Source organism: Paenibacillus caseinilyticus (assembly GCF_027533645.1).
Classification (GTDB): domain Bacteria; phylum Bacillota; class Bacilli; order Paenibacillales; family NBRC-103111; genus Paenibacillus_G; species Paenibacillus_G caseinilyticus.
The window spans coordinates 87,669-111,246 of record NZ_JAQAGY010000019.1; the positions used below are offsets into that span (position 1 = coordinate 87,669).

Genomic DNA, 23,578 nt, shown 5'->3' on the forward strand with positions numbered 1-23,578 from the left:
AAAGAGGCAGCGGCAGATTAGGACATAAGAGTTTCGTCCTAAACTGCCGCTGCCTCCTTTTTTGCGTTATCTACCGAAGTCCCCCCAACATCCCATCCTTCTTCATTTACTCTCAATCGTAAAATCGAATGGATAAAAACGCGGAGGATCCTGCTGAGTCTGCAAATTACCTTGTGCCGTATCTGAATATTTGAGGGGAGCAGCACTCTTGAAATCCACATGATAGGAGCCTGGAGGGACAGGGCTGCCTGCCAGGTCCCTCTGATCCCAGAAATACTCCAGCTGAGCTGTCTTCTTATACGTTGTATATTCGCTTGCCGGAAGGGCAGGCATATCCCCGCTCCATACCACCTTGTTCGACTTGGTATCCTTTACTTCCACCGAGACGTGCCAAGGTTCGCGTAAGAAGACAGGTTTGCCCCATAGAGCCGCTTGCACACGGAAACTAAGGCCAATGGGTTCACCCGATTTATACTTCAATGTCCCTCCCTCCGGATCTCTGGCCAAGACCCACGGAGGATTGCTTGCGCTTGCGATGATGTGAAACGGCTGTCTGATCCCGCTGCCCGATCCGGGTTGGATGCCATCTTGGCGTTCGATCCACGTACCGCTATCCTCCGTAATCACGTTCAGGGATGCGCCGGCTATGCTCTCCTTTTTAGTGAGGTGCAGGTCCTGATAATACGCCGTAAAGATCCGAATGTCTCCTTCTTTCAGAGGTTTGTTTTCCGGGTTGGAGATGTCCACTTGAGTGGATTTATATTGGTTCTCTTTCGTTTGGATCGATAGCTGTATTTTCTTATGTGAAACCGACAGATCTTGATTGATTCGTATAATACCTGTCACCGTACTATAGTAAGGATCCCCATTCTCCGATAAGACAGGGACCAAATTCATATCGACACTGCCCAAGCTGACGAATCCACCGGGGTCCTTCACCTTGAAGTTCTGGTCATCCTCCCGAATGACATCCACCTGATGCTTAGCAGCATCCGTGGTACTGGATTCCCGGTAATCGACGGTCGCCCCGATACTCTCCGAGAATAAACGAAGAGGAACATACGCTTTATTGTTGTAGTTGAGAATCCCGTTCTCCCCTGTTCCGTCGATCGTTGTCGTTGTACCGTTCACGTGAAAATGGAGTATGGACGGGAACAAAGTAGCTTGAATGGAGTTGGATGCCCAAACACCCGTTGCTGCGGTTACGCCAATACCAACCAGCAGTCCTATGGAGAAGTTCTTCATTCACGGTCACCTGCCTGATTAATCTCACTCTCATGGTGGAATTTCATTTAAGAATAAATGATGTTATAGGTTGGTTTGATAACCCCGCTCTCATACCGTTTCATATCGGTAAGCTCCAGCCTTAAACGGGGTTTGACGTCACCGAACAGCGGTACGCCGGAGCCAGCCAGGATCGGATTCACTTTCAATACCAACTGGTCAATGAGCTTCCGTTCGATCAGCGAGCCTGCCAGCTGTCCTCCCCCGCAAAGCCACAAGATCCCTTCCGTTTCCCTTTTGAGGTTCTCGATATAAGCTGCCGCATCCCCTCTAACCAGTTCCACATCCGCGTTGGATTCGAAATCTAGGGTGTTCGAGAAGATGTAGTGCTTGATTCCCTGATATCCGGGTTCACCGGGTTTGGCACCGAATTGGAATCCAAACTCGTAGGTTTTGCCCCCCATTAACACGGCCGTATAGTGCTGAATGTCGGATAAATAATCCGGCACATGATCGCCCTCAAAGAGAAAATACGTCCTGTCCAGTTGGCCATCGACCATAGGCTGGTCCGCTATGAAATAATCCAGGGAAACGGCAATGTGATACACCAATGAAGCCATACAAGTCTCCTCTCCTTGTTATGCGTTTAACATCCCCATTAACCACAGGTCCGACATCGTTCGTTATGTATCTTAATGACCATTTCCATATGGTACGACGAATACCCTGTATTTACCATAGCATCCTATGGATTTCTATGGCAACATGCCCAATACTACATGCCCAAGGGAACAGACACCACTCGATGGATCTGCTCCCTTGACTGGTTCAACTATCGTTCTCCGTTTGTCCCGGAAAGCATCTCTGTTTTTTATGCAATCTGCGTAATAACAAGGTGGGCGGAATCTGGCCTTGTTCCTCCAGCTAGTGGAGTGATCGTGAGTGCCGTAGAATTGCCGGCGGGATTGCGAACTGTGAGTACAGAATTAATGACCGATGTTCGGACAAGAGCCAATCCTACGATTTGAGAAGTTCCTGTTGCACGCCCGACCACCGTATAATCGAGGTCAGCGCCATTTAGTGTTAGCATCAGTTGACCCGCTTGGTTTACATTCACCTGGAACAGAACCTGATAAGTGCCAATGGCAGCCAAGTTAAAGGAGCTGGCAGTGAGACGGGTAATTGCAGTCCCGCTAATTGGACCGTCTTGCGGAAAACTTACATCCGTGCCGACAGCAACCGTTGCTGAGTTATCAGGAGGCATCAAGGCAAAAAAATCTGCATAGCCTAATACCCCACCTGCGGGTCCCGCGGGTCCTGCTGGTCCTGCTGGTCCTGCCAATCCAGCTGCGCCAATTGCTCCTGCCAGTCCTGCTATTCCTTGGGGTCCAAGCGCTCCTGCAAGCCCTTCAGGTCCAAGTGAGCCAATCGCTCCTACAAGTCCTGCAAGTCCCTGGGGTCCAAGTGCTCCTGCAAGCCCTTGAGGTCCAAGTGAGCCAATCGCTCCTACAAGCCCTGCTAGTCCCTGGGGTCCAAGTGCTCCTGCAAGTCCTTGGGGTCCCGCTTGTGCAATTGCTCCCGCAAGTCCCCGAAGTAATTGCCGTCCGTTAGGAGGGGGACACTTTACAATTTTTTTAATAACCCGAGGACAACGTTTCTTTTTTTCCCTTTTTGGATGGCACACAATTACGGTTACGGATGACTTCTTTTTACACCGTTTCTTACTACCCAGACAACTCAACAGCGACACCTCCCTATAAGATGGTTCAGTGTACGTGAGCCGTTTCGTTTAGGCATGGACTAATAGCCGGGTATTTGCTAGACTACAAACCATTTTTAGAAATATTGGGTATTTGGTAAGGTAGTGTTATACTACAAAACCAAGCACTCTTATCGTTAGGATACATAATTTAAAAACAAGACAACTTATCCTTCCCTGCGTTAACCCAAATCACATTGGGGTTATTTTTTCTGCACTTCCCCGCGTCAGTAGAATCCATTTCAATAAAAATAGACGCCTCGCTAGGATGAGTAGGGACTGAGTTGAAGCCCTCAGAACTCACCTTAGGAGGCGTTGCTATGCTCCCTTGACTGGATTCAATCGATGCTAAGAACAATTTTCCCGCGGCCGTGCCGGGTTTCGATAGCCTGGTGCGCATCCTCCGCCCGGTTCAACGGGAAGACCTGCCTGATATGGATGTGGAGCTTGCCCTTGGTATGCAGCTCCACCAGTTCTGCGAGGCGGGCCGCCGAGCGTTCGCCCCGGACGACGCGCAGGCCAAGCTCCTCCGCGAGGTCATAGGCAAAGTAGGTGCAGATACGCATCTTATCCCGCACCAGCTCCACCGCCGCCCGGAGCCCTTCGCCTCCCGCCGTATCGAAAGCGGCGTGGACGCCGTCCGGGGCGATCGCCCGGATCCGTCCGGCCAATCCTTCCTCATACGTCATCGGCAGGGCACCCAGCGAACGGATATAGTCGTGGTTGCTTTCGCTGGCGGTGCCGATGACCGTACCGGCTCCCCACTCCTTCGCCAGCTGTACCGCGAAAGCGCCCAGCGATCCGGCCGCGCCGTTGATCAGAACGGTGTCTCCCGGTTCGATACCGATCGCCTTCAAGGCGATGTAAGCCCCCTGCCCGTTACCGGTCAACCCGCCTGCTTCCTCCCAGGACAGGGTCCCCGGCTTGCTCACGATTTGGCCGGGGCTCACGACCACATATTCGGCGTAGCAGTTCAGCAGGGCGAAGCCAAGCACTTCGCTGCCTATAGAGAAGCCGGTTACCCCCTCTCCGATCTGATCCACGATGCCTGCGAATTCATTGCCCGGAATTTGCGGAAGAGTCACCGCCATCCCATAAGCCGGCGTCCAGCCGCCTCGCACCGCACAGTCGTAATGCTGCACGCCAGCGGCCTTCACGCGGACCCTGACTTGGCCCGGGCCTGCCTGCGGATCCGCAAACTCCATCACCCTCATCACTTCCGGTCCTCCATACGAAGCAAATGCCGCTGCCCTCATGCCCTCGTCCTCCTTAGTGGTTCGGATTTCCTTTGTCACCTGGCCGGAACCATCATGAAGCCGACCAAATTCCGCTTGCATAGATATAGTGTAGATCGGATAATTGATAAATAAAAATACATCTTACTCTATATCATTCATTCCCTTGAGTATATAAGGAGGCCGGAAGATGGAGCTGCTGCAGCTGAAGTATTTTTGTACGGTAGCCAAACTCGAGCATATGACGAGAGCGGCGCAGGAGCTGCGGATCGCCCAGCCCGCCCTCAGCAAGACAATCGCCCGTCTGGAGAAGGATGTGGGGGTACCTCTATTTGACCGGGACGGCAGGCAGATCCGGCTCAATGCCTTCGGCAAGGCATTCTTGCATAAAGTAGAGGCCGCGCTCGCCCTATTGGAAGAGGGACAGAAGGAAGTCTCCGATCTCGCGGGACTGGAGCAGGGGAGCATTCATTTGGCGGCGTCGACTCTGGACCGTTTGTCAGAACCGCTCAGCCAGTTCCTCGCCCTTCACCCGAAGGTCAACTTCCGGATCACGCAAGCATCGATGCAGAAGATGGCACATCTCATTGAAGCCGGCGAGGTGGATATCTGCTTCCCCCCCCTGCCTATGCAACGGCCGGATTTCAGCGCGGTATCCGTACTGAACGAAGAAGTTTATCTGGCCGTTCCTCCGGCGCACCGTCTCGCGGGGCTGCCGAGTGTCCGCTTAGAAGAGGTGGCGGATGAACCGTTTATCGGCTATAAGGAAGGGTATCATTTTCAAATCATGAATGAGGATTTCTTCCGGACGGCGGGGATATCGCCCCATTTCGTCTGCAGGGTAGACGAACCTTCCTCCATTGCCAAATTGGTCGCCTCGGGACTCGGCGTGGCGCTGGTCGGTAATTGCGGAGGAGCGAATTCCCGGCTTCATCTGCTGTCCATCGAATATCCCGTTTGCCGGCGCCATTTCCAGATCGTATGGCATAACAAGCGCTACCTCTCCAAGGCAGCGCGTCATTTCAGTGATTTTGTCGTCGAGTATTTTGAGCGCAATGGTGCGGCGGACAGTTAAACATGCAAAAAAATAACCCTCCGCATTGCGCATTGGAGAGTTATCTTCGTATAAAGGGGGTACGGCGCAACCCCCTCCCCGTCCTCACTTCGCTTGGAACGTCCAGACATCGGATTTGCTTACGCCGCCGAACTCGTCCTTCGCCGCAGCATACCAGGCATACGTGCCGCCAGGCTGCAGACCCGGATACGGCACCACGGCACGGCTGCCGCTGGGCACCTTGTCCGTTTCGCCGATCATGACGTTCGTGCGGGCATAGACGCCGATATAATCGGTGGCCACCTGCTTGTCGATGGGCTTTAGCTTCAGCGGGAATTCAAGCTCGTCGAGTTCCGGCTTGAAGAAGTTCCACTTATTCAGATAAGGAGAGAATGTGTTCACGAGCAGCCGCTCGCGCTCCAGATCGAACTGGAGAAACCGCATGAAGCCCTGTCCGCCCTCGGGCCCGTTCTGATAATCGCTGAGCATCTCGAGCACGGTACGGTCGCCCACCTTCTTCACATTATGGGCGGCACCAGGGTTATGGCCTCCTAGCACCATGACCACGTTAGGATTCGGCAGCACGAGCTTATCCCAGATGCTCTGTCCTTGGCCGAAGTAGTGCTTGCTCGGCTTGAGATATTCGTGTACCGCTATGATGGCGTTGCGGTCCGCATATTTCTTCAGCACGGCATTCGCCCAGTCGAATCCTTTCTGGTCAATGAGCCATCCGAGATACAGGATCACGAAGTCATGGCCCTTGGCACTCACGAGATCGTAATGCTCCCGGTTGTTGTCGAGGTCGGCCCCGAAGGTAGGCTGATGGCGGAAGCGCTCCGCGCCGAAGTACTTCCCGTATTCGTCGTATTCGCCTCCGTAAGACACATCGTGGTTCCCAGCCAGCACGCCATAGGGGATCTTGGCATCATCCAGAATTTTCATCGACGCGTCGGCATTCTCCCATTCCTTCTTGCTGTTCCAGTTGTTGACGATATCGCCGGTATGGATGAGATAGCTGAATTTGCGCTGCGTCCAATGGTCTACCGTCCAGCGGGTCATGGTGTCGTAGATCTTCGGATACGTCTCCGAATAATACTGCGTGTCGCTCATCCACACGAAGGCAAAATCGTACTCGCCCGGCGTCGGAATGCGGTCCTGCACCAAGACTTCGACCCGGCCTTCCCTCACCATCTCCGCCGGTACGATCCGGCCCCGCAGCGTAAAATCCTCGGTGCCCTTACCGGAAGCGAGATCCTCCCAGACCGACTTGCCGTAATTCCATGCGTAGAGAGTGACCAGCCGGTCCGGCAGCGAATGCCCCTTCCACACGATCTCGGAATCGACGGGCAGCTGGTCTCCTACTTCAAAGGAGAAGCGGTGATACGGAAACCGTTCCTTGTCGCTGCTGACCAGGTATGCTCCGTCCTGAGCGGATACGAGGCTTCGCTCCGTCACGGTCAGCGCCTTCTCGCCCGGCGGCTCCTTCTCGGGAGGCGGCTCCCGGTCGGCCGCATGCAGATAGGCCGTGTGCAGCCCCGGCTGGCTCAGATCGAACCGCTCGGCCTTATAGAACTCCACGTGAAGCGGGTCGTTCGCGGCATCTCCCACTTGGACGCTGAGTTGTACCGCATCTCCGGGAACAACGGCCTTGTCTGCCGGCATGGGCGCCGCCGGCGCATAGGGCATCTCGTCCTGCACGAGGAAGCTTACGGCCTTCTCGGTTTCGTTGCCCGCCTTATCGGATGCGGTGACGACTAGCTTATGCTCCCCGGCACGGAGGCCGGCTGTCTCCAGCACCGATGGCACCTCGATCACCTGGCCGTCCAGCTTCGCCACCAGCGAAGGTGCATCCGCCGATCCCTCGTCGGCCGAACGGACGGAGACGCTGACTTTGTTCTTGTATATCCTTGCATCGACGGGCGATACCACCTCAAGATTCGGCGGGGTGTTATCCACCCTTACGTTCACTTGCCGGCTCGGCCCGAAGCCCCAATTCCTCGCTGCCCGCAGTTCGACCTCGTGAGTCCCTTCCGCCGCTGCCCGTGTATCCCACACATAGAAGACGCTGCGGTACTTTTCTTCCTTGACCACAAAATGCAGCACCTTCTGCACCGGGTCCCCCTCAGGCTTCTTCGGGGCGGGATCGCCAACGGTATATACAGCCGAAGTCTTGTAATCCGGATCTTCCAGCATGGTCCCGTCGGCGAGGGTGAAGGTCAGCCCGCGGAACTTCCACTGGTCTCGCTCGCCGCCCGTCTCTTCGGGAGCTCCCTTGCTTCCAGAGCGGAGAATGACCTCATTGACCCCTTCCTTCAAAGCGGAAGCCGGTATGGGGACCGTCAGCCGGGTGAATTGTTCCGCCGTGCCGTCCAGCGTATGGACAAGCTGCCCGTTCACCCAAATGCTGCTGCGGTACCCCTCCGCCCCCTGCAGTCCTTCCGCCTCAAAGGTCATCACCGCGTCCCGCTTCATCACCGGTATGACCGGCACCTCCCTGCCGTCGATCTTCAGGCGCGGGGGCGTCTTCGTATCCGGAGCCGCCGCGAGCAGGATCTTCGTGCCCTGCACGGTATCGCCCTCATCCAGCGAGAGGGTGTATCCGGAGGAGCTGTCTGCAGGCAGCGTCAGCCATGTCCGGGGACTGCTTCCGAATGTTAACGCAGCTAGAACAGCCGCTATCAGCAGTGCAGCCGTGAGGACCACCCAAGGCCACCGCTTGGCTCCCTTCGCCGGTTCCGGCCGGGGCTGTTGCTCCGTCACTGCCATGAATTAGCCTCCCTTCCGCTCGACATTCCAACCCTGTTCCGCCAGTCTATATAGTATAATACCACGCCGGCTCTCATCCCTAACGGCCCCCCGGGCGAAACCTTGGCCGCACAGCCTTGGTGAAATAAGCTCATCCATATGAAAAAAGCCCCTCGGTAGGTATGCCGGGGCTTAAACGTCAACGCAGTATGTAAGGGGCTGCCATGTAATCCACACTTACCGGATAACACCAGCCGGTCCGAGGCCTCAAGTAAAAGTCATAAGGAGAAAAGCGGAGAACCAGAAGGAATGAAGGACGAGCACCCCCGCGTACACAACGGCAGGTACGATCAGCAGCCGCTGGATATAAGTACGCTTCACCCGGCGCATGAGTATGAAGAGCAGTACAGGCAGCCCGATCTTGACGAGATAGAAAAGCAGATATGCGTTCTCATATAAAAAACGCATCAGAGGATTGGCCTCTTCGATCATTTGCGCCTGCAGTCCAAAGTCGGTCATGAAGGCATCGGCCGCGCCGGCCGCTACGAGGAAGATCATAAGCCACCGAGTCACCGGCATTCTCTCCTTTGCATAGTGGGAATGTGAGTCTGATACAGAATGTATCTGTATACAAATTGTAACACACTTCCTGCGAAGAATCACCTGTTAATGTAAGATGAGGCTTACTATCGGGACTGAAGATCGGATATATGATGCAGTTCTGTCTGACTGTATTTAATATTCTCTTAGAAACACAATCGTATATGAATTGTGCAGGATTGAGTAGAGCATCTCAGGGCTTTACGGGTTATCATAGGAATTACATATCCGCAGCGCAAGCGCTTTACCAAACGGCTGCGGCATAAAGGAGGCGGGACCGTGTCCCCTTATCGAATCATTGTGGCAGGCTGCGGCGGCATGGCCAAGACCTGGGTCAAATATGCGCTGGAGCGTAAAGATGCCGAGATCGTGGCCCTTGTTGACCTGTATGAAGAAACGGCCCGCAAGATGGCTGCCGAATTCGGGCTTTCGTGCCCGGTCTACACGGATATTACGGAGGCGCTGCAGCATTCGGATGCCCATCTCGTATTCGATGTGACCATACCGGCCAGCCGGGTCCAAGTGGTATCCGCCGCGCTCGAACACGGCTGCCACGTGATGAGCGAGAAGCCGATGGGCAGCACGATGGAGGAGGCCCGTGCGATGGCCCGGCTCGCGGAGAGCCGCGGCTTACAGTACGCGGTCATGCAGAACCGGCGTTACCTGAAGGACATCCGCGACTTCCGCTCGCTCTTGGTGGACGGCACGATCGGGCGGCCCGGTTTCGTGAACGCCGACTTCTTCCTAGGGCCGCACTTCGGCGGCTTCCGTGATGCGATGGAGAGTCCGCTGGTGCTCGACATGGCGATCCACACCTTCGACCAGGCGCGATTCCTGACCGGAGCCCATGCCCTGTCCGTGTATTGCCAGGAATTCAATCCTCCTGGCTCGTGGTACCAGGGGAATGCGGCGGCCGTCTGTATCTTCGAGATGTCGGACGGCTCCGTCTTCTGCTACCGCGGGTCGTGGTGCGCCGAGGGCGCGCCCACCTCGTGGGAGGCGGACTGGCGGATCACCGGCGAGCTCGGGACCGCCTTGTGGGACGGCAAATCCGCGCCTTACTGCGAGATCGCGGAACCGGCCGAGCCGCAGCCGTTCCTGAATACCTACCGCCGCATCGAAGCGCAAGAGAGCTGGCAGGGGCGCGAGCACCACTTCGGCTGCCTCGACGAAATGTTCCTGGCCCTTACGGAAGGACGCCCGGCGGAGACGGCCTGCAGCGACAACCTGCACAGCATGGCGATGGTCTTCGGCGCACTCGAGAGTGCGGCCAAAGGGCAAAAAGTGATGCTGCACCCTTAGCGCCATGCAGCCTCAGCCATACAGCCTCACTAAATAAAGGCCGGTCCCCCCGCAGCAGCTGGGGGACCGGCCTTTATTATACTTTGGAACGGCTTCGCCGAAAGGCCCAGCCCCTCCCGCTCTGCGGACGCAGAGGCCTGCCGCGCTCCGTACCTCTAGAGAAGGCCATCACGGTATCGACGGCGGCCTTGGTGAAGACGCCCGTCACGACGTAGTAGCCTACAGAGTATACGTTCTTCCATTCGATATAGGATACCAGATCCAGCCCTATGGCCAGCGGTTCTCCTATGAAGGCATACACCACGGTCATGAAGAGCAAGCCGAGCAGATAAGAGCGCCAAGACGGCAAATAAAGGTACATCAGCATATAAGGGACAGGCAGCACCGATAAGTCAAAAGCGAGGCCTCCGGGGACCGCTGGCAGAAGCTCAACAGGATAATCCCAGAAGTTCAGATAATAGCCGGTCCAATCGAACAGCAGCGTAATGATAATGACCATAGCTCCCGCAAGCATCGACTCCGGAAGCCATCGCCGGTCTGCGAATTTTACCCAGATCAGCCAGGGAACCATCAGCAATCCGACAAGAAGCCACCAGCGGAACGTGTTAACCCCGTAATGCAGCCACTTCTCTATATGGTTCTGTGCCAATAAAGCAACCAGTTCTCTTCCCTTGGCCTCGTAGGCCGTCCAATCCTCCATCTGGGTCCCTTCCACCCCCGCCGGCTGTGTTTGTTCTTAGCATCGGCAGTCGTGGAAATATTATGCACTCAAAGGGATGGCTTAGCCGGACGGCAGCGTTATCCGCCGAAACGATGCATGCGGCATTCTCCCGCTCCGTTAGCCCCCTGCAGGTTCCAGGGCGTAGACCTCCAGGTTCGCATACTCCGCGATGAGCGGCACGAGCTGCCGGAACCCGATCCGGCCCGGGCCGAGGACCGGACCCAGCGTCTCCCCGTCGTCGATCCAGTTCAGCACGGGCAGACCCTGGATCATGAAACGGATGTCTCCTCCCGTCTTCACCAGCTCGATCCGGTATGTGCTCCGCACCTCGGCGACACCGGGAATCGGGTCCGCCCCCTGGGCGACCAGGTGCATGCCCCGGCTCTTGCGCAGATTGCAGACATGCAGTGCCCGCTCGTCCGGCAGCGCCCGGCGGAAGTAGGCAATATGATAGGCATTGATATCTCCGCTGTGATACTGGTTGTACGGGCCGCTGCGCAGAGCCAGGCCGGGATCGAAGAGATCCTCCCCTGCCCCTCCTGCGGCCGCGAAGAAGAGCATGCACAGCCCCGGCTCGCGGATCGGGCGGAAGTCCCACCGGATGACGAAGGAATCCGGGAACTCTACCGGACACCACAGCACGAAGTTCGCGTTCTGCCCTGCAGAGGGATCCAGCCGGCTTTCCATCCGCATGGCGCCGTTCGGGAAGGAGAGCACCCCCGGCCCTTCCATCCGGAAGTCTTCAACATCCGCCGGGCTCTCCAGCTTGTTGGCATAGAGCAGTTCCCCCTGCTTATACCGGTTCAAACCGATGTCCATCCGATTCTCCTCCTCAGCTTTATCCTATGATTCCCATCTCCCACCTTACACCTTCCCCTGCCTGCCTTCAATACGACATTCTTGCATAAGGGCCATGCGAACTACCCGTTCGGTTTGCAGCCATGGGGGCGTATTGTGAATATGTCGTTGGCTGGTTCGGCCTCATGTGGCAGACCCGGGGCCCATCCATACCCCCGCGCTTTTTCGTTCGCCGTAAGCTCAAGCAGCTGCTCGGTAATATCGATTGGCGGCCGGCCGAAACATGAGTACCATCGCCGCGATAACGGAAGCCAGATGAACCAGCCGGCTGACTCCAAACATCATGGAGTATGCAGACATGCCATCCAGCGCTTGCGCCACAGAGTTTCCTTCCACAATCCATCTCACCGGATCCATCACCAAGGAGATCGTTCCCATGCCTCCAAGAATGGTGGCCAAGGCAGCGCGCGCCCAGTTTCTGCCACGGTACATCTTCACAATCAGGTATACAAGTGCGGCAAAGATCAACGTTCTGAGTCCTGCGGCGATGAATATACCGCTTCCCGGGCCCGATTCCCTGGAGAGGATCTCCATCACTGCGATGGTCATTTCAAACACTCCTGCTGCGATGGCAATAAGCCAGAACAGCAACGACTTCTTTACCGATAAAGCAGGTCGGCGGATTCCAATGCCGCTTTCACAACCTTCAGCTGGTTCGGAGCACAGGTATGCAGATAAGCGCCGGAGGCCAAGGCTGCTTCCAGCGTCGATGCGCTCACATTGTTGACGTGCGGCCCATCTCTCGACATGTATGAAAGGCTGCCTTCCACTAAGAATGTCAAGGACCAGGAGCATGACGGCGGCTTCGCCTGCGGTGATGTTACACTGCGTGTCCGCAGGCACTAACTGGTCGACATTGTCAACTAGGCGTAGATCGTTCATGACTCCATTTAAATTCACTATTTTTGAAGTTCGCAGGGTACGGAATTGAGTTATAAATTGATGTTACAATTAATTCAAGCAGATTTTTAGTATGTTAGTTTGTCCAAAAAAGACTAAGATTTCACCCCTCTTTGTTTCTCTATTAATATCTTGTTGCTTCCCATCATCAGTAGGTATGAAACCAACAGTGAGATAATGAATAAAAGTGTTCCACCTAAGTAAAAGGACGAGTTAACACCAAGATTTTGTGAGAACACGCCAAATACAACTGGGCTCAATAATTGGCCTATTCTATTCACAGTTTGACTTATCCCTATAGTAACAGATCGTTCTTCAGGATCGGCACTGTCAGCAACTACTGTGTTACTGAGTGGTATTGCTATTCCCATTGCAAGCCCGATAATTACCGAATTGATAAGTTGCAACGTGAAGTTGCTGCTAATCGGGATAATTGCGATTGATATAGCCAAGACAATCGAACAGAGTACTAGGGCTCCTGATCGTCCACGACAAATTTTTATAACCAGTTCAAGTATGGACCTACTCGCTATAGCCGCTAATGAACGGGCTGCCATAATGAATCCTATAGTAGTCAGTGTGTATCCTATATTTTGTAGATATATTGGTAAGAACAAAAATCTCGCGCCATGGGCAAATAGTACACCAGAACCCACAAGTATACCAATAGATATTCTCCAATTGAGTACTTTCTTAATATCTTGCATACTCAATTTCGGTTTAGAGCTATTATCTTTTGACTCATTTTTTTCATCATGTAAATACAACGAAAAAAATGATAATCCAACTAAAATAATAGAAAGAAAAATCCAAATCATATTATAACTACGATAGTCAACTAAAAATCCACCAACAATAGGGCCAATTAATGAACCAACGGATGCGTAAACCATAAACCAGCTATAGTTTTTGTCCATGTCATTATTTAGCTTATTACTTAAATTTGCTACTTTAGTTTGAAGTCCTACAGTAAAGAAAATCTCAGCAACTTTCAATACAGATAGCATGATAACTAATTGTATTATAGAAGGAAAAAGAAATAACATAAAACAAGAAAGTGCACTTATCATACTTGATACAAATAGAGGAACTCGCAATCCCCATTTTTTCACAGCAAAACCTGCTGGAATTGCAGTTAACAGAGGAGCAAGACTCGCTATAGTCATTATAATGCCAACGGAATTATAATTTCCTCCCCATTGTGTAATCAATATTGGAACGAAAGATGGATACATATTAGTACACATAAAAAAAATAGACACTATAGCTAAAACAATTGCTAATTCTTTATTTTTTATTGGCCTCAATGTTTTCATCCTCATATCTTTTTAATTTATGGTTACAGGAGTTGGCTCTCCTAATAGCTCAAACAAATTAACATTGCACTCTAATTTGCATAAGTATTTGTCAGTTGAAATAAAAATACTATGCCAAACTAAGAATCCTATTATAGTAAAGATCCTGCAAGATAGAACGGATGCTTTATAATAATCTCCTGAAGTTTGTCCATTTTCTATTGCAAAATTAAAACCATCTAAAATCATTTTAATAGAGGACAAATTAAAGTACTCACGACTTACTTCGGAGTTGAGAATCAGACTAAACAGTTTTTGCCGAGTTTCTTTATCTTCTAAAAATATATATGAATAGGGAGAGGTTGATTCTGTGGCTTTTACAAGTTCTTGGCTAATCTCTTTGGGTATCATATCGTTAGATACTTTAACATGTAAATTTTTAAAAATTAGGTCCTTTTCTTCTAATTGAGCATCAATAAAGTCAGTGTATTTACTTCCAAGGAATGGTAATCTCGGAGTTACCCCATAATGCTTAACTATTAATCGTTTAGTTAAAAAATAGTTGGTGAAAACAGTAGAGTAATTTTCTAGGCTTAATTGCATTGTTGTAAAGCGGTGATTGCTGTTTAATAACCATGAAATCTCAATATCCGTGAAAAATTTGTATGTAAAAATTCGATCTATTTCACCTAACCGTAAACGTCCATACTTTGGATAGTCATAGATGGCTTTTGGCTCAACTAATTTATGAACCATCTCATAATATAACTTTCTGTCATAAACTTGATCATTAGCATCGCCGCCAATTACTACATCTATATTATTTTCTTTGAGGACTTCAGCTAAGGATGCTTGAAAAATGACCCCAGGTTCTGAGATGGGTTCCCCTAGTGAAAACATCATCTTTGGTAAATTATGGATGTCTTCTGCTTTAACAGTGTAGTCATGAAGTGTAAGCTTGTAACCCAAATTTTTATAAATGTCTATTATTCTACGGATATTGTGTATTTCAGATTTTGTACTTGTTGATCCGTAAGAGAATAGCTTAATTTCTGACTCAGGCTTGTATTTTAATAGACGTGATAAAAGGAAGTTAGAATCATAGCCTCCACTAAACATAACTGCAAATTGTTTAGTGTCTATTTCTTCAATACGAGAAAGTAAAACTTCGTCAAATAATTCTACTAATTTTTTTTCGGTATCTATTTCATTTAGGGTGGCTTTTTCTTGCATTATATAATTTGGTAAAAGCGCTAACGAATTTGTTTGATATGTATACTCGAGTAGGGTTTCAGTAGGCAGCTTGTAAATGTTATCAAATAATGTTTGGTTTCCTGGAACAAATGCATAGTGAAGATAGGTAGGCAAAATGTCTTTATTTACTTTAGGAACTACTTTTGTTCTTCTAAATAATTCCTTTACATCAGTAGATAAAAAAAGAGATTCATTATCATGATAGTAGTACAAATGATTTAGTGAAGTATGTTGATCTTGAATTACAAATACTTTATTTATGTTTTTGTCATAAATAAGGATTGTAAAGAAACCATCTAACTTACGACTTAATTCCATAACTCCTTTGTTAATATAAATACTTGCTATCAGATCTAAATCATCGTTAATACTGTTATTTTTCTGCTTTAAGTTATGAAATTCTCCTAAAATTGAAACTACAATATGATCATAGGTTTTCACCGATTTATTCTGACTCTTATTCATAGAGATCCGATATGATTCAATTTCAATTTTCGAGCTGGAGTATGTATTCGACGTAATGTGTTCTTGATCATCGTCTAGAAAAGAAAAACGTTCGTAAAAGCTTTGGTCTGTGTTTACCTTACAAAACAAAAAATTCATAGCAGAAATTCCTCTCCAATTTTTATTTTTGTAAATAAAAAGAAAAACAATGCAATATTACCTTTTATGGATTGATTACGTAAATAATCATTATCTTATATTCCTTGAATATGGTAATAAATGGATTAAAAATTGAGAAATGGTAAGTGGTGAATTGTTACCATAGAAACTTTGATAACAAGCGTGCTGCAATTATCAGAGCAATCATTATATTAGATCTTCCTATTTAAGAGAAAAAAAGAGATAGAAAAGGGGCTATCTTTAAGTTAACGTAGGGAGTAGGGTACCACTGAATGAAAAGGGGGGGGGGGGTGAAATAGGAGGGGAAGAATCATTTTAGCCTGCACAAAATTGAGGAGGGAATTATATTTGAAAAAAGTTATTTGCTTTATCTCAGAAAACTTTGCTGATTTCGAAATAACTCTAGTATTACATAAAATTAAAAATATAGGAAAAAGGGAAGTAGTTACGGTTGGAAATAGAATTGAACAGGTAAAGAGTGAATCAGGATTAATCTATAAACCAAATTTATCAGTGAAAGAAGCATTACAACTGGATGATATTGAAGGTTTAATCCTCCCTGGAGGGCCTATAAATACACAATCGGATTTGTTAACACAGCTTTTAGTTAAACTCGACCGCGAGCAAAAAATGTTAGCTGCTATTTGCAACGGTCCCCAGTATCTGGGCAGATCTGGAATATTAAATAACAGAAAGTTCACCACATCTTGTTCCTTAGATAGAATCAGGATACTTGGTGTTGAAGATCCATTTCCACGCCAAACCTTTATTAATTGTCGTGTTATAACAGATGGGCATGTAATTACAGCCAAAGGAAGGGCTTTTATAGATTTCTCTTTTGAAATATTTGCATATTTAGGGATCTACCAAAACATTGATGAGCAAGAACAGTTGTATAACGATATTTTGAACAGATGACCTTTAAAATCATCGATAAAAAACATGGGTGGGGCCGCTCGGATTCTTAAAATAATTAAATACCGGTGAGTGAGACATGTGTTTCGGTTTAGTCTTTTTTCGCTTTGGTGCCAGAAAACCGCCTCCGCTTTGCCTTTTTCTCTTATATAGCCAAAAGGACAGCCCCCCACAGGAAGCTGCCCTGAAACATGGTGATCACATTCTTGCATACGAGGCTTGCCGGACTTGCTCTAAGCTGCCTTAGCCTTCCGGGAGACGAGCACCCGCTGGAGCAGAATGAAGAGGAACAGGAGGACGCCAATCGCGATCTTCGTCCACCAGGAGCTCAGCGTGCCTTCGAACATGATAATGGTCTGGATGACGCCCTGGATCAGCACGCCGAACAAGGTACCGGCGATGTACCCGACCCCGCCGGTCAGAAGCGTGCCGCCGATCACGACGGCAGCGATCGTATCGAGCTCCAGGCCCACGGCATGCAGTCCGTAGCCCGACAGCATGTAGAACGTGAACACGACACCGGCCATCGCGGAGCAGAAGCCGCTGAACGTGTAGACGAGAATTTTGGTGCGGCCGACAGGCAAGCCCATCAGGAGGGCGGAGGACTCGCTGCCGCCGATCGCATAGGTATTGCGGCCGAACTTGGTGTAATGCGCGAGATAGATGGCCAGACCCACAACCAGCAGGGCAAGAACCACCGAGACCGATACATAGTTGCCGCCCGGCAGCGGGACTTTGGCCTGCGAGATAGCGGTGTACGTCTCGTTGGTAATCGTGATCGTCTCGATCGAGATCACGTAGCACAGACCGCGGGCCAGGAACATGCCGGCCAGGGTAACGATGAACGGCTGGATCTGGTATTCGTGGATGATGTAACCCATCGCCCATCCGAACAAGGACCCGATTACGAGTACCAGGGGAATGACCACGAACGGGGACCATCCGTGATGCTCGACGAGGCTGGCAGAGATCATGGTTGTCAGCGCGATTACGGAACCGACCGAGAGGTCGATGCCCCCGGAGATGATCACGAAGGTCATGCCGACGGCCGTGATGATAAGGAAGGCGTTGTCGATGAGCAGATTCAGGAACACCTGCGCCGAGAAGAAGCCGGTATATTTGGCCGAAGCCGCCAGGAACATCAGGCAGAACAACCCCATGGTGACGAGAGCCGGAACGAATTGGCCCCCGATTCTAAGCTTGCGATTCATGCCGCTACCTCCTTCTTCGAAGACACTTTGCCTGCGGCCTTGTCCTTCTTCCATTTTTTGCGGAACTGCTCGGAGCCGACGAGGCACACCAGCAGGACGACGACGGCTTTGACCACTAGTGTGATCTCGGGCGGGACGCCGAGCGAGTAGATCGTCGTGGTAAGCGTCTGGATGATCAGCGCCCCGAGAACGGTGCCTGCCAGATAGAACCGGCCGCCGTTCAGCGACGTGCCGCCGATGACGACCGCCAGGATCGCATCGAGCTCATACCAGAGGCCCGCGTTGTTGCCGTCGGCGCTCGAGACGTTGGAGCTGAGGATCAATCCGGCGATCCCTGCGCAGAGTCCGCAGAACATGTACACGAGGAAGACGACGAAGGTGGCCCGGATCCCCGCCAGACGGCTCGCCTCGGGATTGCAGCCGACCGATTCGATGAACAGGCCGAGCGCCGTACGCCGGGTGAGCAAGACGGATACCAGCAGGACGAAGGCAGCGATGAAGATCGAGAAAGGAAGGCCTGCCAGGTACCCTGCCCCGATGAAGGAATACGGTTTGGACGAGATCGTAATGATCTGTCCATCTGTCACAAGCTGGGCGATCCCCCGGCCGGCTACCATCAGGATGAGGGTCGCAACGATCGGCTGGATACCGATCCCGCCGACGAGCAGCCCGTTCCAGAGGCCTGATGCGACGGATACGAGCAAGGCGGCCCCCACCGCGATCAGGACGGCGCTCATGGCGGAGGCGTCCTCTCCCTTGGAGATCATCAGGCAGGCCAGCGCGCCGGAGATGGCGATGACGGAACCGACCGACAGATCGATGCCTTTGGTGGCGATGACAAGCGTCATCCCGATAGCCACCAGAATGAGCGGAGCGGCACGGTTGAGAATGTCGATCAGACTGCCGAACAGATGCCCGTCGACCATCGAGATCGAGAAGAAATCGGGCTTATGGATTACATTGATAAGCAAGAGCAAGGCCAGCGTAACGAGCGGCCAAGTTAGTCGTTTCATTCGTGTTACCCCCCCGCAATGGCCTGCATGATATGCTGCTGACTAATATCCTCGTTGATGATCTCCGCCACCTTCACGCGGTCGCGCAGAACGGCGATCTTATGGCTGACCCTCAGCACTTCCTCGAGCTCGGAGGAGATGAAGACGATCGACATCCCTTTCTCGCAGAGCGAGAGGATCAGCTTCTGGATCTCGGCCTTGGCGCCGATGTCGATCCCCCGCGTAGGCTCATCGAGAATGAGCAGCTTCGGCTGGGTCAGCAGCCAGCGGGCGAGCAGGACCTTCTGCTGGTTGCCGCCGCTGAGATTCTTCACCAGGTGCTCGGGATGCGGCGGATTGATATTGAGCTTGCGGATATACTCTTCAGCGATCTCATCTTGCCTCTTGCGGGAGATGTACCGGAAGGCACCCATCGAAGCCTGAAGGGCGAGTACGATATTCTCGCGGACTGTGAGGTCCGGAATGATCCCCTCCGTCTTGCGGTTCTCGGAGCAGAAGGCCACTCCGCTGTCGATCGCCTGTCTCGGCGAGGACATTGGCACCCGCTTCTCCGCGATACGGATCTCCCCGTGGTCAGGCTTGTCGGCTCCGAACAGGAGGCGGGCCGCCTCCGAGCGTCCCGAACCGAGCAGTCCGGCCAGCGATACGACTTCGCCTTCCTTGACCTCCAGATCGAACGGCTGGATCGATCCCTTGCGGCCCGTACCGGCCGCGTGCAGCAGCGTCTTGCGTTCCCCCTGCCGCTTCGCTCCTACCCCTTCCGTCTTCGGCATCGTCTCCAATGCCTCCAGATCCTTGCCGATCATCTTCGCGACGAGCTCGATCCGGGGCAAATCCTTCGTGAGGTATTCCCCGACGAACTCCCCGCCCCGCAGAATCGTGATCCGGTCGGTAATCTCGTAGACCTGGTCAAGGAAGTGGGTGACGAACAGGATGGCCAGCCCCTCAGACTTCAGCTTGCGCATGACCTGGAACAATTCTTTGACTTCGTTCGCATCGAGCGAAGATGTCGGTTCGTCCAGGATCAATACTTTGGCGTCGATGAGCAGGGAACGGGCGATTGCCACCATCTGCTGCACCGCCACGGAATAAGCATTCAGCGGCTTCGTCACATCGATCTTCACATTCAGCCGGTCCATGAGCCCGGCCGCGCGCCGGTTCGTTTCCTTCCAATCGATCCTCCCCCAGCGCTTCGGCTCCCGGCCGATGAGGATATTCTCCGCCACCGACAGGTTCGGGCACAGATTCACCTCCTGATAAACGGTAGAGATCCCGAGGCGCTGCGCTTCGAGCGGACCGCCTACGGTGATCGCCTGTCCTTCCAGGCTCACGCTTCCCCCGTCGATCGGGTAGACGCCAGTCAGTACTTTGATCAGGGTCGATTTGCCGGCGCCGTTCTCTCCCATAAGGGCATGCACCTCGCCGGGGAACAGCCGCAGCCGGGCTCCCGAGAGCGCCTTGACGCCCGGGAAATTCTTGACGATATCTTTCATTTCGAGTGCAGGTGTGGATGCGGGTATCATATGGCTTCTCTCCCTTCCTCTCCGGTCCGGCTCGCCGGACCTCCATTCGTCTCTCTGTATAACCTGCGTCGTCCTATAGGGAAAAGCCGCTTGCCGCGGCACGGAACTTGTCACCGAAGCAAGCGGCTTTCCCTGGCGCCAGGCCTATTCTTGGTCATTGTTCTGCAGCATGGCCCAGCAGTATGGCTTTCCGCGAGGCCGCTGTACCACACCAAACTCTTAGTATTTGCGGTTCGGCAGCTCTTTCTCCGCGGTCTCTTGCGGGAAAACGCCTTCCTTCGTGACGATCCGCTTCGGCAGCGATTTGCCGGCTGCCACATCTTTGGCCGCCTGCATCAGCTGAGGCCCGAGGAGCGGGTTGCACTCGACGACCACGTTGATTTTGCCGTCCTTCATGGCCACGAATGCGTCCTTGATGCCGTCGACGGAGATAACCAGGATGTCCTTGCCCGGCTTCAGGCCGAACTCTTCGATCGCCTGGACCGCACCGAGCGCCATATCGTCGTTATGGGCATAGACCACGTGGATCGGCTTGTTCTCGGACTTGGAGGACTTCAGGAACGCCTCCATGACTTCTTTGCCCTTCGTACGGGTGAAGTCGCCGGTCTGGGACTTGACGATCTTGAGGTTGGCGTTCTCCTTGATGACTTCCTCGAAGCCCTTCTTGCGGTCGATCGCCGGTGCGGAGCCCGTCGTACCCTGCAGCTCGACGATGTTCATCGGCTCCTTGGCATCCTTCGCCTTGTCCACGAGCCACTTGCCCGCCTTGCGGCCCTCTTCCACGAAGTCCGAACCGATGAACGAGACGTAGAGCGAAGTGTCCTTAACGTCTACGGCACGGTCGGTCAGGATGACCGGGATGCCCGCGTCCTTCGCTTCCTTCAATACGGTCTCCCAGCCGGATTCCACGACTGGCGAGAAGGCGATAACATCCACCTTCTGTGCGATGTAGGACCGGATCGCCTTGATCTGGTTCTCCTGCTTCTGCTGCGCATCGGAGAATTTCAGCTCGACACCGGCTTCCTTCGCGGATTCCTGGATGGACTTGGTGTTGGCCGTTCTCCAGCCGCTCTCCGCACCGACCTGGGCGAAGCCCATCGTGAGCTTCTTATCCCCGTCCTTCTGGGCGGTGGACGTATTCGTCTCTGCTGCCGCCCCGCCCTTCGCGTCCCCGGCTGCCGGCTTGGCACCGCCGCCTCCGCAGGCTGCTGTAAGCATCAGGACCGCCGACATCATCAGGACGGCGCCCGTTTTGGCGAAATGTTTCATGGATTAATCCTCTCCCCTTGTCTGCAGTCACCAGTTCTTTGTGGTGTAGGCTTATTATAAAACGCTTTCTTCCGCCAAGGAATGGATTCTCTCTCGCGTTTCTTTCAATATTTTGAGGATCTGCCGCTGCGGTCCCCCTTTTATTGGAATTCCTTAAGGTGTTTGTATAAATTTTTTGGGAGGCCGCTCCGCGACATGGTGAACCCCCCTCATATTTGGTATGATGGAGATACACTGAGTTGAAACCGTATACATTTAAAATGAAGAAGGTTGCCCCCATGATCCTTGTCCAGCGCATTACCTCCAGCCTGCGGGCCAAGCTGCTTACCATCTTCGTGCTGCTTACCATGATCCCCCTGATCGGGGAAGGACTCATCTCTTATATGAAGTCATACCAGACCGTATCCGAGCACAGCAACGCGGCGAATGCCTTGATTGCCGAAGGGCTGCGCCGTGATATTGATATTCTGTTCCAGGATACGACAAGCTTCCTGCAGATCCGCAAGAGTCCGCCGGTACTCCGCTTCCTGACCACCCAGAGCGAGACGTATGGGGACGCCAAAGAGATTCTGCATACCTTCGAGCTCTACCGGGAGACCTACAAGCTTGGGGAGCAGATCGTCAACATCTCGATGGTCAATACGTACGGCAAGGGCATCTCGGAGAAAAAGGGAGTCTTCCAGATGGATATCGATCCGCTGAAGAATCCCCACTTCCTGACGCTGCTGAACAATCCGGAGCAGACCCTGATCATTCCTCCCCAGGCGGCCAGGCCTGAGGACCGGATGGACGGCTCCGATTATGAGGGGCGCCGGGTCATCTCCATAGCCAAGGCGGTGACCCAGCGGGTGACCCATGAGATCATCGGCTTCATCCTGATCGATATGGATGACCGGACGGTCGAGAATTTCTGCAACACGACCCGGATTGGGGAGACCGGCTTCTTCTATGTCGTGGACGAACAGGGCAACCCGATCTTCCTGCCGTCCCGGGTGGAGGGCATCGATCCCGCGGCCCTGGCATATATGCCGGATACCGCGAAGGGCAGCCGGACAGACCGTTCCTCCGGCGATCCGCTCTTCTTCGTGCACACCCGCTCCGAGATGACCGGATGGAGCATCGTTGGCCGCGCTCCCCTGAAGGAGATCATGCGGGATGCCGATGAGATCAAGAGCCTCACCTTATACTCCCTGCTGTTCAATATCCTGTTCACCGTCTCCCTGTATTTCTTCCTGACGAACCGGCTCATCCGCCCCGTCCAGTATCTCAAGAATAAGATGCGCCAGGCGGCCTCGGGCAACCTGGATGCGAAGGCGCGCAATACCGGCACCGACGAGATCGCGGACCTGGGACGTTCCTTCAATATTATGCTGGGCCAGATCAAACAGCTGCTGGAGCGGAGCCTGCTGGAGCAGGAGCAGATCAAGAAGGCGGAGCTGCGGACGCTCCAGGCGCAGATCAACCCGCATTTTCTCTATAATACGCTGGAGTCGATCATGTGGATGGCGGAGACCCGCAAACACGACGAGGTGATCGCCCTGGTGAAGGCGCTCTCGCAGTTCTTCCGCATCACGCTCAGCAAGGGGCGCGACCAGATCCACATCAAGAGCGAGCTCGACCATGTGGCGAACTATCTCGTGATCCAGCAGATGCGCTACCGCGATATTCTCGATTATGAGGTGGATCTGCCAGAGGAGCTGAATCCGTATCCTATCGTCAAAATGACCCTTCAGCCTCTCGTCGAGAACGCCCTGTACCACGGCATCAAGAACAAGCGCGGACGGGGACGGATCCGGATCACCGGCGGTTTCACAGAGGACGGGGATATCCGGATCATGGTCACAGATAACGGCGCAGGCATCCCCGAGGCGAGGCTCGAAGAGCTGCGGGATCAGCTCGCGCGGGGGCAGGCCGAAGAGGATACATCTACGGACACTGCCTCCGGCGGGTTCGGTCTGCTCAATGTCCACCAGCGCATCCGGCTGCACTATGGTGCCCCTTACGGTCTCAGCATCGAAAGCGAATACGGCGCAGGATCCTGCATTTCGGTGCGGATTCCCGCCGCTTGGAGGTAAA

At 52.8% G+C, this 23,578-nt stretch carries 20 protein-coding genes and 1 pseudogene; 4 read left to right on the top strand and 17 right to left on the bottom strand.

Annotated elements, in window-relative coordinates; genetic code table 11:
- Positions 1–102: 102 nt before the first annotated feature.
- The 4 genes from O9H32_RS23925 to O9H32_RS23940 form a co-directional block, all read right to left on the bottom strand.
- The gene (locus tag O9H32_RS23925) at positions 103–1,245 is read right to left on the bottom strand and encodes a flagellar hook assembly protein FlgD (RefSeq protein WP_269868633.1); all 1,143 of its coding nucleotides are present in this window, start codon (positions 1,243–1,245) and stop codon (positions 103–105) included.
- A gap of 47 nt (positions 1,246–1,292) precedes the next feature.
- On the bottom strand, positions 1,293–1,844 hold the full coding sequence (locus tag O9H32_RS23930; RefSeq protein WP_269868634.1) for a dihydrofolate reductase family protein: 552 nt from the start codon (positions 1,842–1,844) through the stop codon (positions 1,293–1,295).
- 251 nt (positions 1,845–2,095) lie between these two features.
- The gene (locus O9H32_RS23935) at positions 2,096–2,491 is read right to left on the bottom strand and encodes a hypothetical protein (RefSeq protein WP_269868635.1); all 396 of its coding nucleotides are present in this window, start codon (positions 2,489–2,491) and stop codon (positions 2,096–2,098) included.
- Positions 2,492–3,321: 830 nt separating this feature from the next.
- Positions 3,322–4,239: an NADP-dependent oxidoreductase gene (locus O9H32_RS23940; RefSeq protein ID WP_269868636.1), complete on the bottom strand. Its 918-nt coding sequence runs from the start codon at positions 4,237–4,239 to the stop codon at positions 3,322–3,324.
- Between the two features lie 169 nt (positions 4,240–4,408).
- Here O9H32_RS23940 and O9H32_RS23945 point away from each other — a divergent pair, with 169 nt between their 5' ends.
- Positions 4,409–5,293, top strand: coding sequence for a LysR family transcriptional regulator (locus tag O9H32_RS23945; protein ID WP_269868637.1), 885 nt, complete (start codon positions 4,409–4,411; stop codon positions 5,291–5,293).
- An 84-nt stretch (positions 5,294–5,377) separates the two neighbouring features.
- Here the strand turns inward: O9H32_RS23945 and O9H32_RS23950 are convergent, their stop codons facing one another.
- Positions 5,378–8,038 (bottom strand): metallophosphoesterase, encoded by a 2,661-nt coding sequence (locus tag O9H32_RS23950; RefSeq protein WP_269868638.1) that lies wholly within the window; start codon positions 8,036–8,038, stop codon positions 5,378–5,380.
- A 246-nt stretch (positions 8,039–8,284) separates the two neighbouring features.
- Positions 8,285–8,590 carry a DUF5658 family protein gene (locus O9H32_RS23955; RefSeq protein WP_269868639.1) on the bottom strand — a complete coding sequence of 102 codons (306 nt, stop codon included), beginning with the start codon at positions 8,588–8,590 and terminating at the stop codon, positions 8,285–8,287.
- Between the two features lie 306 nt (positions 8,591–8,896).
- On the opposite strand from O9H32_RS23955, the gene O9H32_RS23960 reads away from it, so the two are divergent.
- Positions 8,897–9,919: a Gfo/Idh/MocA family protein gene (locus O9H32_RS23960; RefSeq protein WP_269868640.1), complete on the top strand. Its 1,023-nt coding sequence runs from the start codon at positions 8,897–8,899 to the stop codon at positions 9,917–9,919.
- 76 nt (positions 9,920–9,995) lie between these two features.
- Here O9H32_RS23960 and O9H32_RS23965 read toward each other — a convergent pair whose 3' ends face one another.
- The 7 genes and pseudogenes from O9H32_RS23965 to O9H32_RS23990 form a co-directional block, all read right to left on the bottom strand.
- On the bottom strand, positions 9,996–10,619 hold the full coding sequence (locus O9H32_RS23965) for a CBO0543 family protein (protein WP_269868641.1): 624 nt from the start codon (positions 10,617–10,619) through the stop codon (positions 9,996–9,998).
- A 138-nt stretch (positions 10,620–10,757) separates the two neighbouring features.
- Positions 10,758–11,459, bottom strand: coding sequence for a YesU family protein (locus O9H32_RS23970; protein WP_269868642.1), 702 nt, complete (start codon positions 11,457–11,459; stop codon positions 10,758–10,760).
- A gap of 219 nt (positions 11,460–11,678) precedes the next feature.
- Positions 11,679–12,047 carry a hypothetical protein gene (locus O9H32_RS23975; RefSeq protein ID WP_269868643.1) on the bottom strand — a complete coding sequence of 123 codons (369 nt, stop codon included), beginning with the start codon at positions 12,045–12,047 and terminating at the stop codon, positions 11,679–11,681.
- A 50-nt stretch (positions 12,048–12,097) separates the two neighbouring features.
- Positions 12,098–12,247 carry a hypothetical protein gene (locus O9H32_RS23980; RefSeq protein ID WP_269868644.1) on the bottom strand — a complete coding sequence of 50 codons (150 nt, stop codon included), beginning with the start codon at positions 12,245–12,247 and terminating at the stop codon, positions 12,098–12,100.
- Positions 12,248–12,266: 19 nt separating this feature from the next.
- Positions 12,267–12,380 (bottom strand): annotated as a pseudogene (locus O9H32_RS32950) (hypothetical protein); the annotation flags it as partial.
- Between the two features lie 113 nt (positions 12,381–12,493).
- Entirely contained in the window at positions 12,494–13,714 is a 1,221-nt protein-coding gene (locus tag O9H32_RS23985) for an MFS transporter (RefSeq protein ID WP_269868645.1), read from the bottom strand.
- A gap of 12 nt (positions 13,715–13,726) precedes the next feature.
- Complete coding sequence (locus O9H32_RS23990) at positions 13,727–15,388, bottom strand: asparagine synthase-related protein (protein ID WP_269868646.1); 1,662 nt, start codon at positions 15,386–15,388, stop codon at positions 13,727–13,729.
- Between the two features lie 531 nt (positions 15,389–15,919).
- On the opposite strand from O9H32_RS23990, the gene O9H32_RS23995 reads away from it, so the two are divergent.
- Entirely contained in the window at positions 15,920–16,489 is a 570-nt protein-coding gene (locus tag O9H32_RS23995; protein WP_269868647.1) for a DJ-1/PfpI family protein, read from the top strand.
- Between the two features lie 230 nt (positions 16,490–16,719).
- On the opposite strand, the gene yjfF is transcribed toward O9H32_RS23995, so the two are convergent.
- From yjfF to O9H32_RS24015, 4 genes are all read right to left on the bottom strand, one after another.
- Positions 16,720–17,697, bottom strand: coding sequence for a galactofuranose ABC transporter, permease protein YjfF (gene yjfF / locus O9H32_RS24000; RefSeq protein ID WP_269868648.1), 978 nt, complete (start codon positions 17,695–17,697; stop codon positions 16,720–16,722).
- Entirely contained in the window at positions 17,694–18,710 is a 1,017-nt protein-coding gene (locus O9H32_RS24005; protein WP_269868649.1) for an ABC transporter permease, read from the bottom strand. The genes yjfF and O9H32_RS24005 overlap by 4 nt, the downstream gene beginning before the upstream one ends.
- A gap of 5 nt (positions 18,711–18,715) precedes the next feature.
- Entirely contained in the window at positions 18,716–20,233 is a 1,518-nt protein-coding gene (locus O9H32_RS24010; RefSeq protein WP_269868650.1) for a sugar ABC transporter ATP-binding protein, read from the bottom strand.
- A 219-nt stretch (positions 20,234–20,452) separates the two neighbouring features.
- Positions 20,453–21,502 (bottom strand): ABC transporter substrate-binding protein, encoded by a 1,050-nt coding sequence (locus O9H32_RS24015; RefSeq protein ID WP_269868651.1) that lies wholly within the window; start codon positions 21,500–21,502, stop codon positions 20,453–20,455.
- A 278-nt stretch (positions 21,503–21,780) separates the two neighbouring features.
- Between O9H32_RS24015 and O9H32_RS24020 the strand changes: the two genes are divergently transcribed.
- Entirely contained in the window at positions 21,781–23,577 is a 1,797-nt protein-coding gene (locus tag O9H32_RS24020) for a cache domain-containing sensor histidine kinase (protein ID WP_269868652.1), read from the top strand.
- Position 23,578 lies beyond the last annotated feature (1 nt).

What these genes read in the sequence shown, in the direction of transcription:
- O9H32_RS24020 (WP_269868652.1), top strand. Translation starts at nt 21,781, where the DNA reads ATGATCCTTGTCCAGCGCATTACCTCCAGCCTGCGGGCCAAGCTGCTT.
- O9H32_RS23945 (WP_269868637.1), top strand. Translation starts at nt 4,409, where the DNA reads ATGGAGCTGCTGCAGCTGAAGTATTTTTGTACGGTAGCCAAACTCGAG.
- O9H32_RS23925 (WP_269868633.1), bottom strand. Translation starts at nt 1,245, where the DNA reads ATGAAGAACTTCTCCATAGGACTGCTGGTTGGTATTGGCGTAACCGCA.
- O9H32_RS23940 (WP_269868636.1), bottom strand. Translation starts at nt 4,239, where the DNA reads ATGAGGGCAGCGGCATTTGCTTCGTATGGAGGACCGGAAGTGATGAGG.
- yjfF (WP_269868648.1), bottom strand. Translation starts at nt 17,697, where the DNA reads ATGAATCGCAAGCTTAGAATCGGGGGCCAATTCGTTCCGGCTCTCGTC.
- O9H32_RS23985 (WP_269868645.1), bottom strand. Translation starts at nt 13,714, where the DNA reads ATGAAAACATTGAGGCCAATAAAAAATAAAGAATTAGCAATTGTTTTA.
- O9H32_RS24010 (WP_269868650.1), bottom strand. Translation starts at nt 20,233, where the DNA reads ATGATACCCGCATCCACACCTGCACTCGAAATGAAAGATATCGTCAAG.
- O9H32_RS24015 (WP_269868651.1), bottom strand. Translation starts at nt 21,502, where the DNA reads ATGAAACATTTCGCCAAAACGGGCGCCGTCCTGATGATGTCGGCGGTC.
- O9H32_RS23970 (WP_269868642.1), bottom strand. Translation starts at nt 11,459, where the DNA reads ATGGACATCGGTTTGAACCGGTATAAGCAGGGGGAACTGCTCTATGCC.
- O9H32_RS23930 (WP_269868634.1), bottom strand. Translation starts at nt 1,844, where the DNA reads ATGGCTTCATTGGTGTATCACATTGCCGTTTCCCTGGATTATTTCATA.
- O9H32_RS23965 (WP_269868641.1), bottom strand. Translation starts at nt 10,619, where the DNA reads ATGGAGGATTGGACGGCCTACGAGGCCAAGGGAAGAGAACTGGTTGCT.
- O9H32_RS23975 (WP_269868643.1), bottom strand. Translation starts at nt 12,047, where the DNA reads ATGACCATCGCAGTGATGGAGATCCTCTCCAGGGAATCGGGCCCGGGA.
- O9H32_RS24005 (WP_269868649.1), bottom strand. Translation starts at nt 18,710, where the DNA reads ATGAAACGACTAACTTGGCCGCTCGTTACGCTGGCCTTGCTCTTGCTT.
- O9H32_RS23950 (WP_269868638.1), bottom strand. Translation starts at nt 8,038, where the DNA reads ATGGCAGTGACGGAGCAACAGCCCCGGCCGGAACCGGCGAAGGGAGCC.
- O9H32_RS23980 (WP_269868644.1), bottom strand. Translation starts at nt 12,247, where the DNA reads ATGTCGAGAGATGGGCCGCACGTCAACAATGTGAGCGCATCGACGCTG.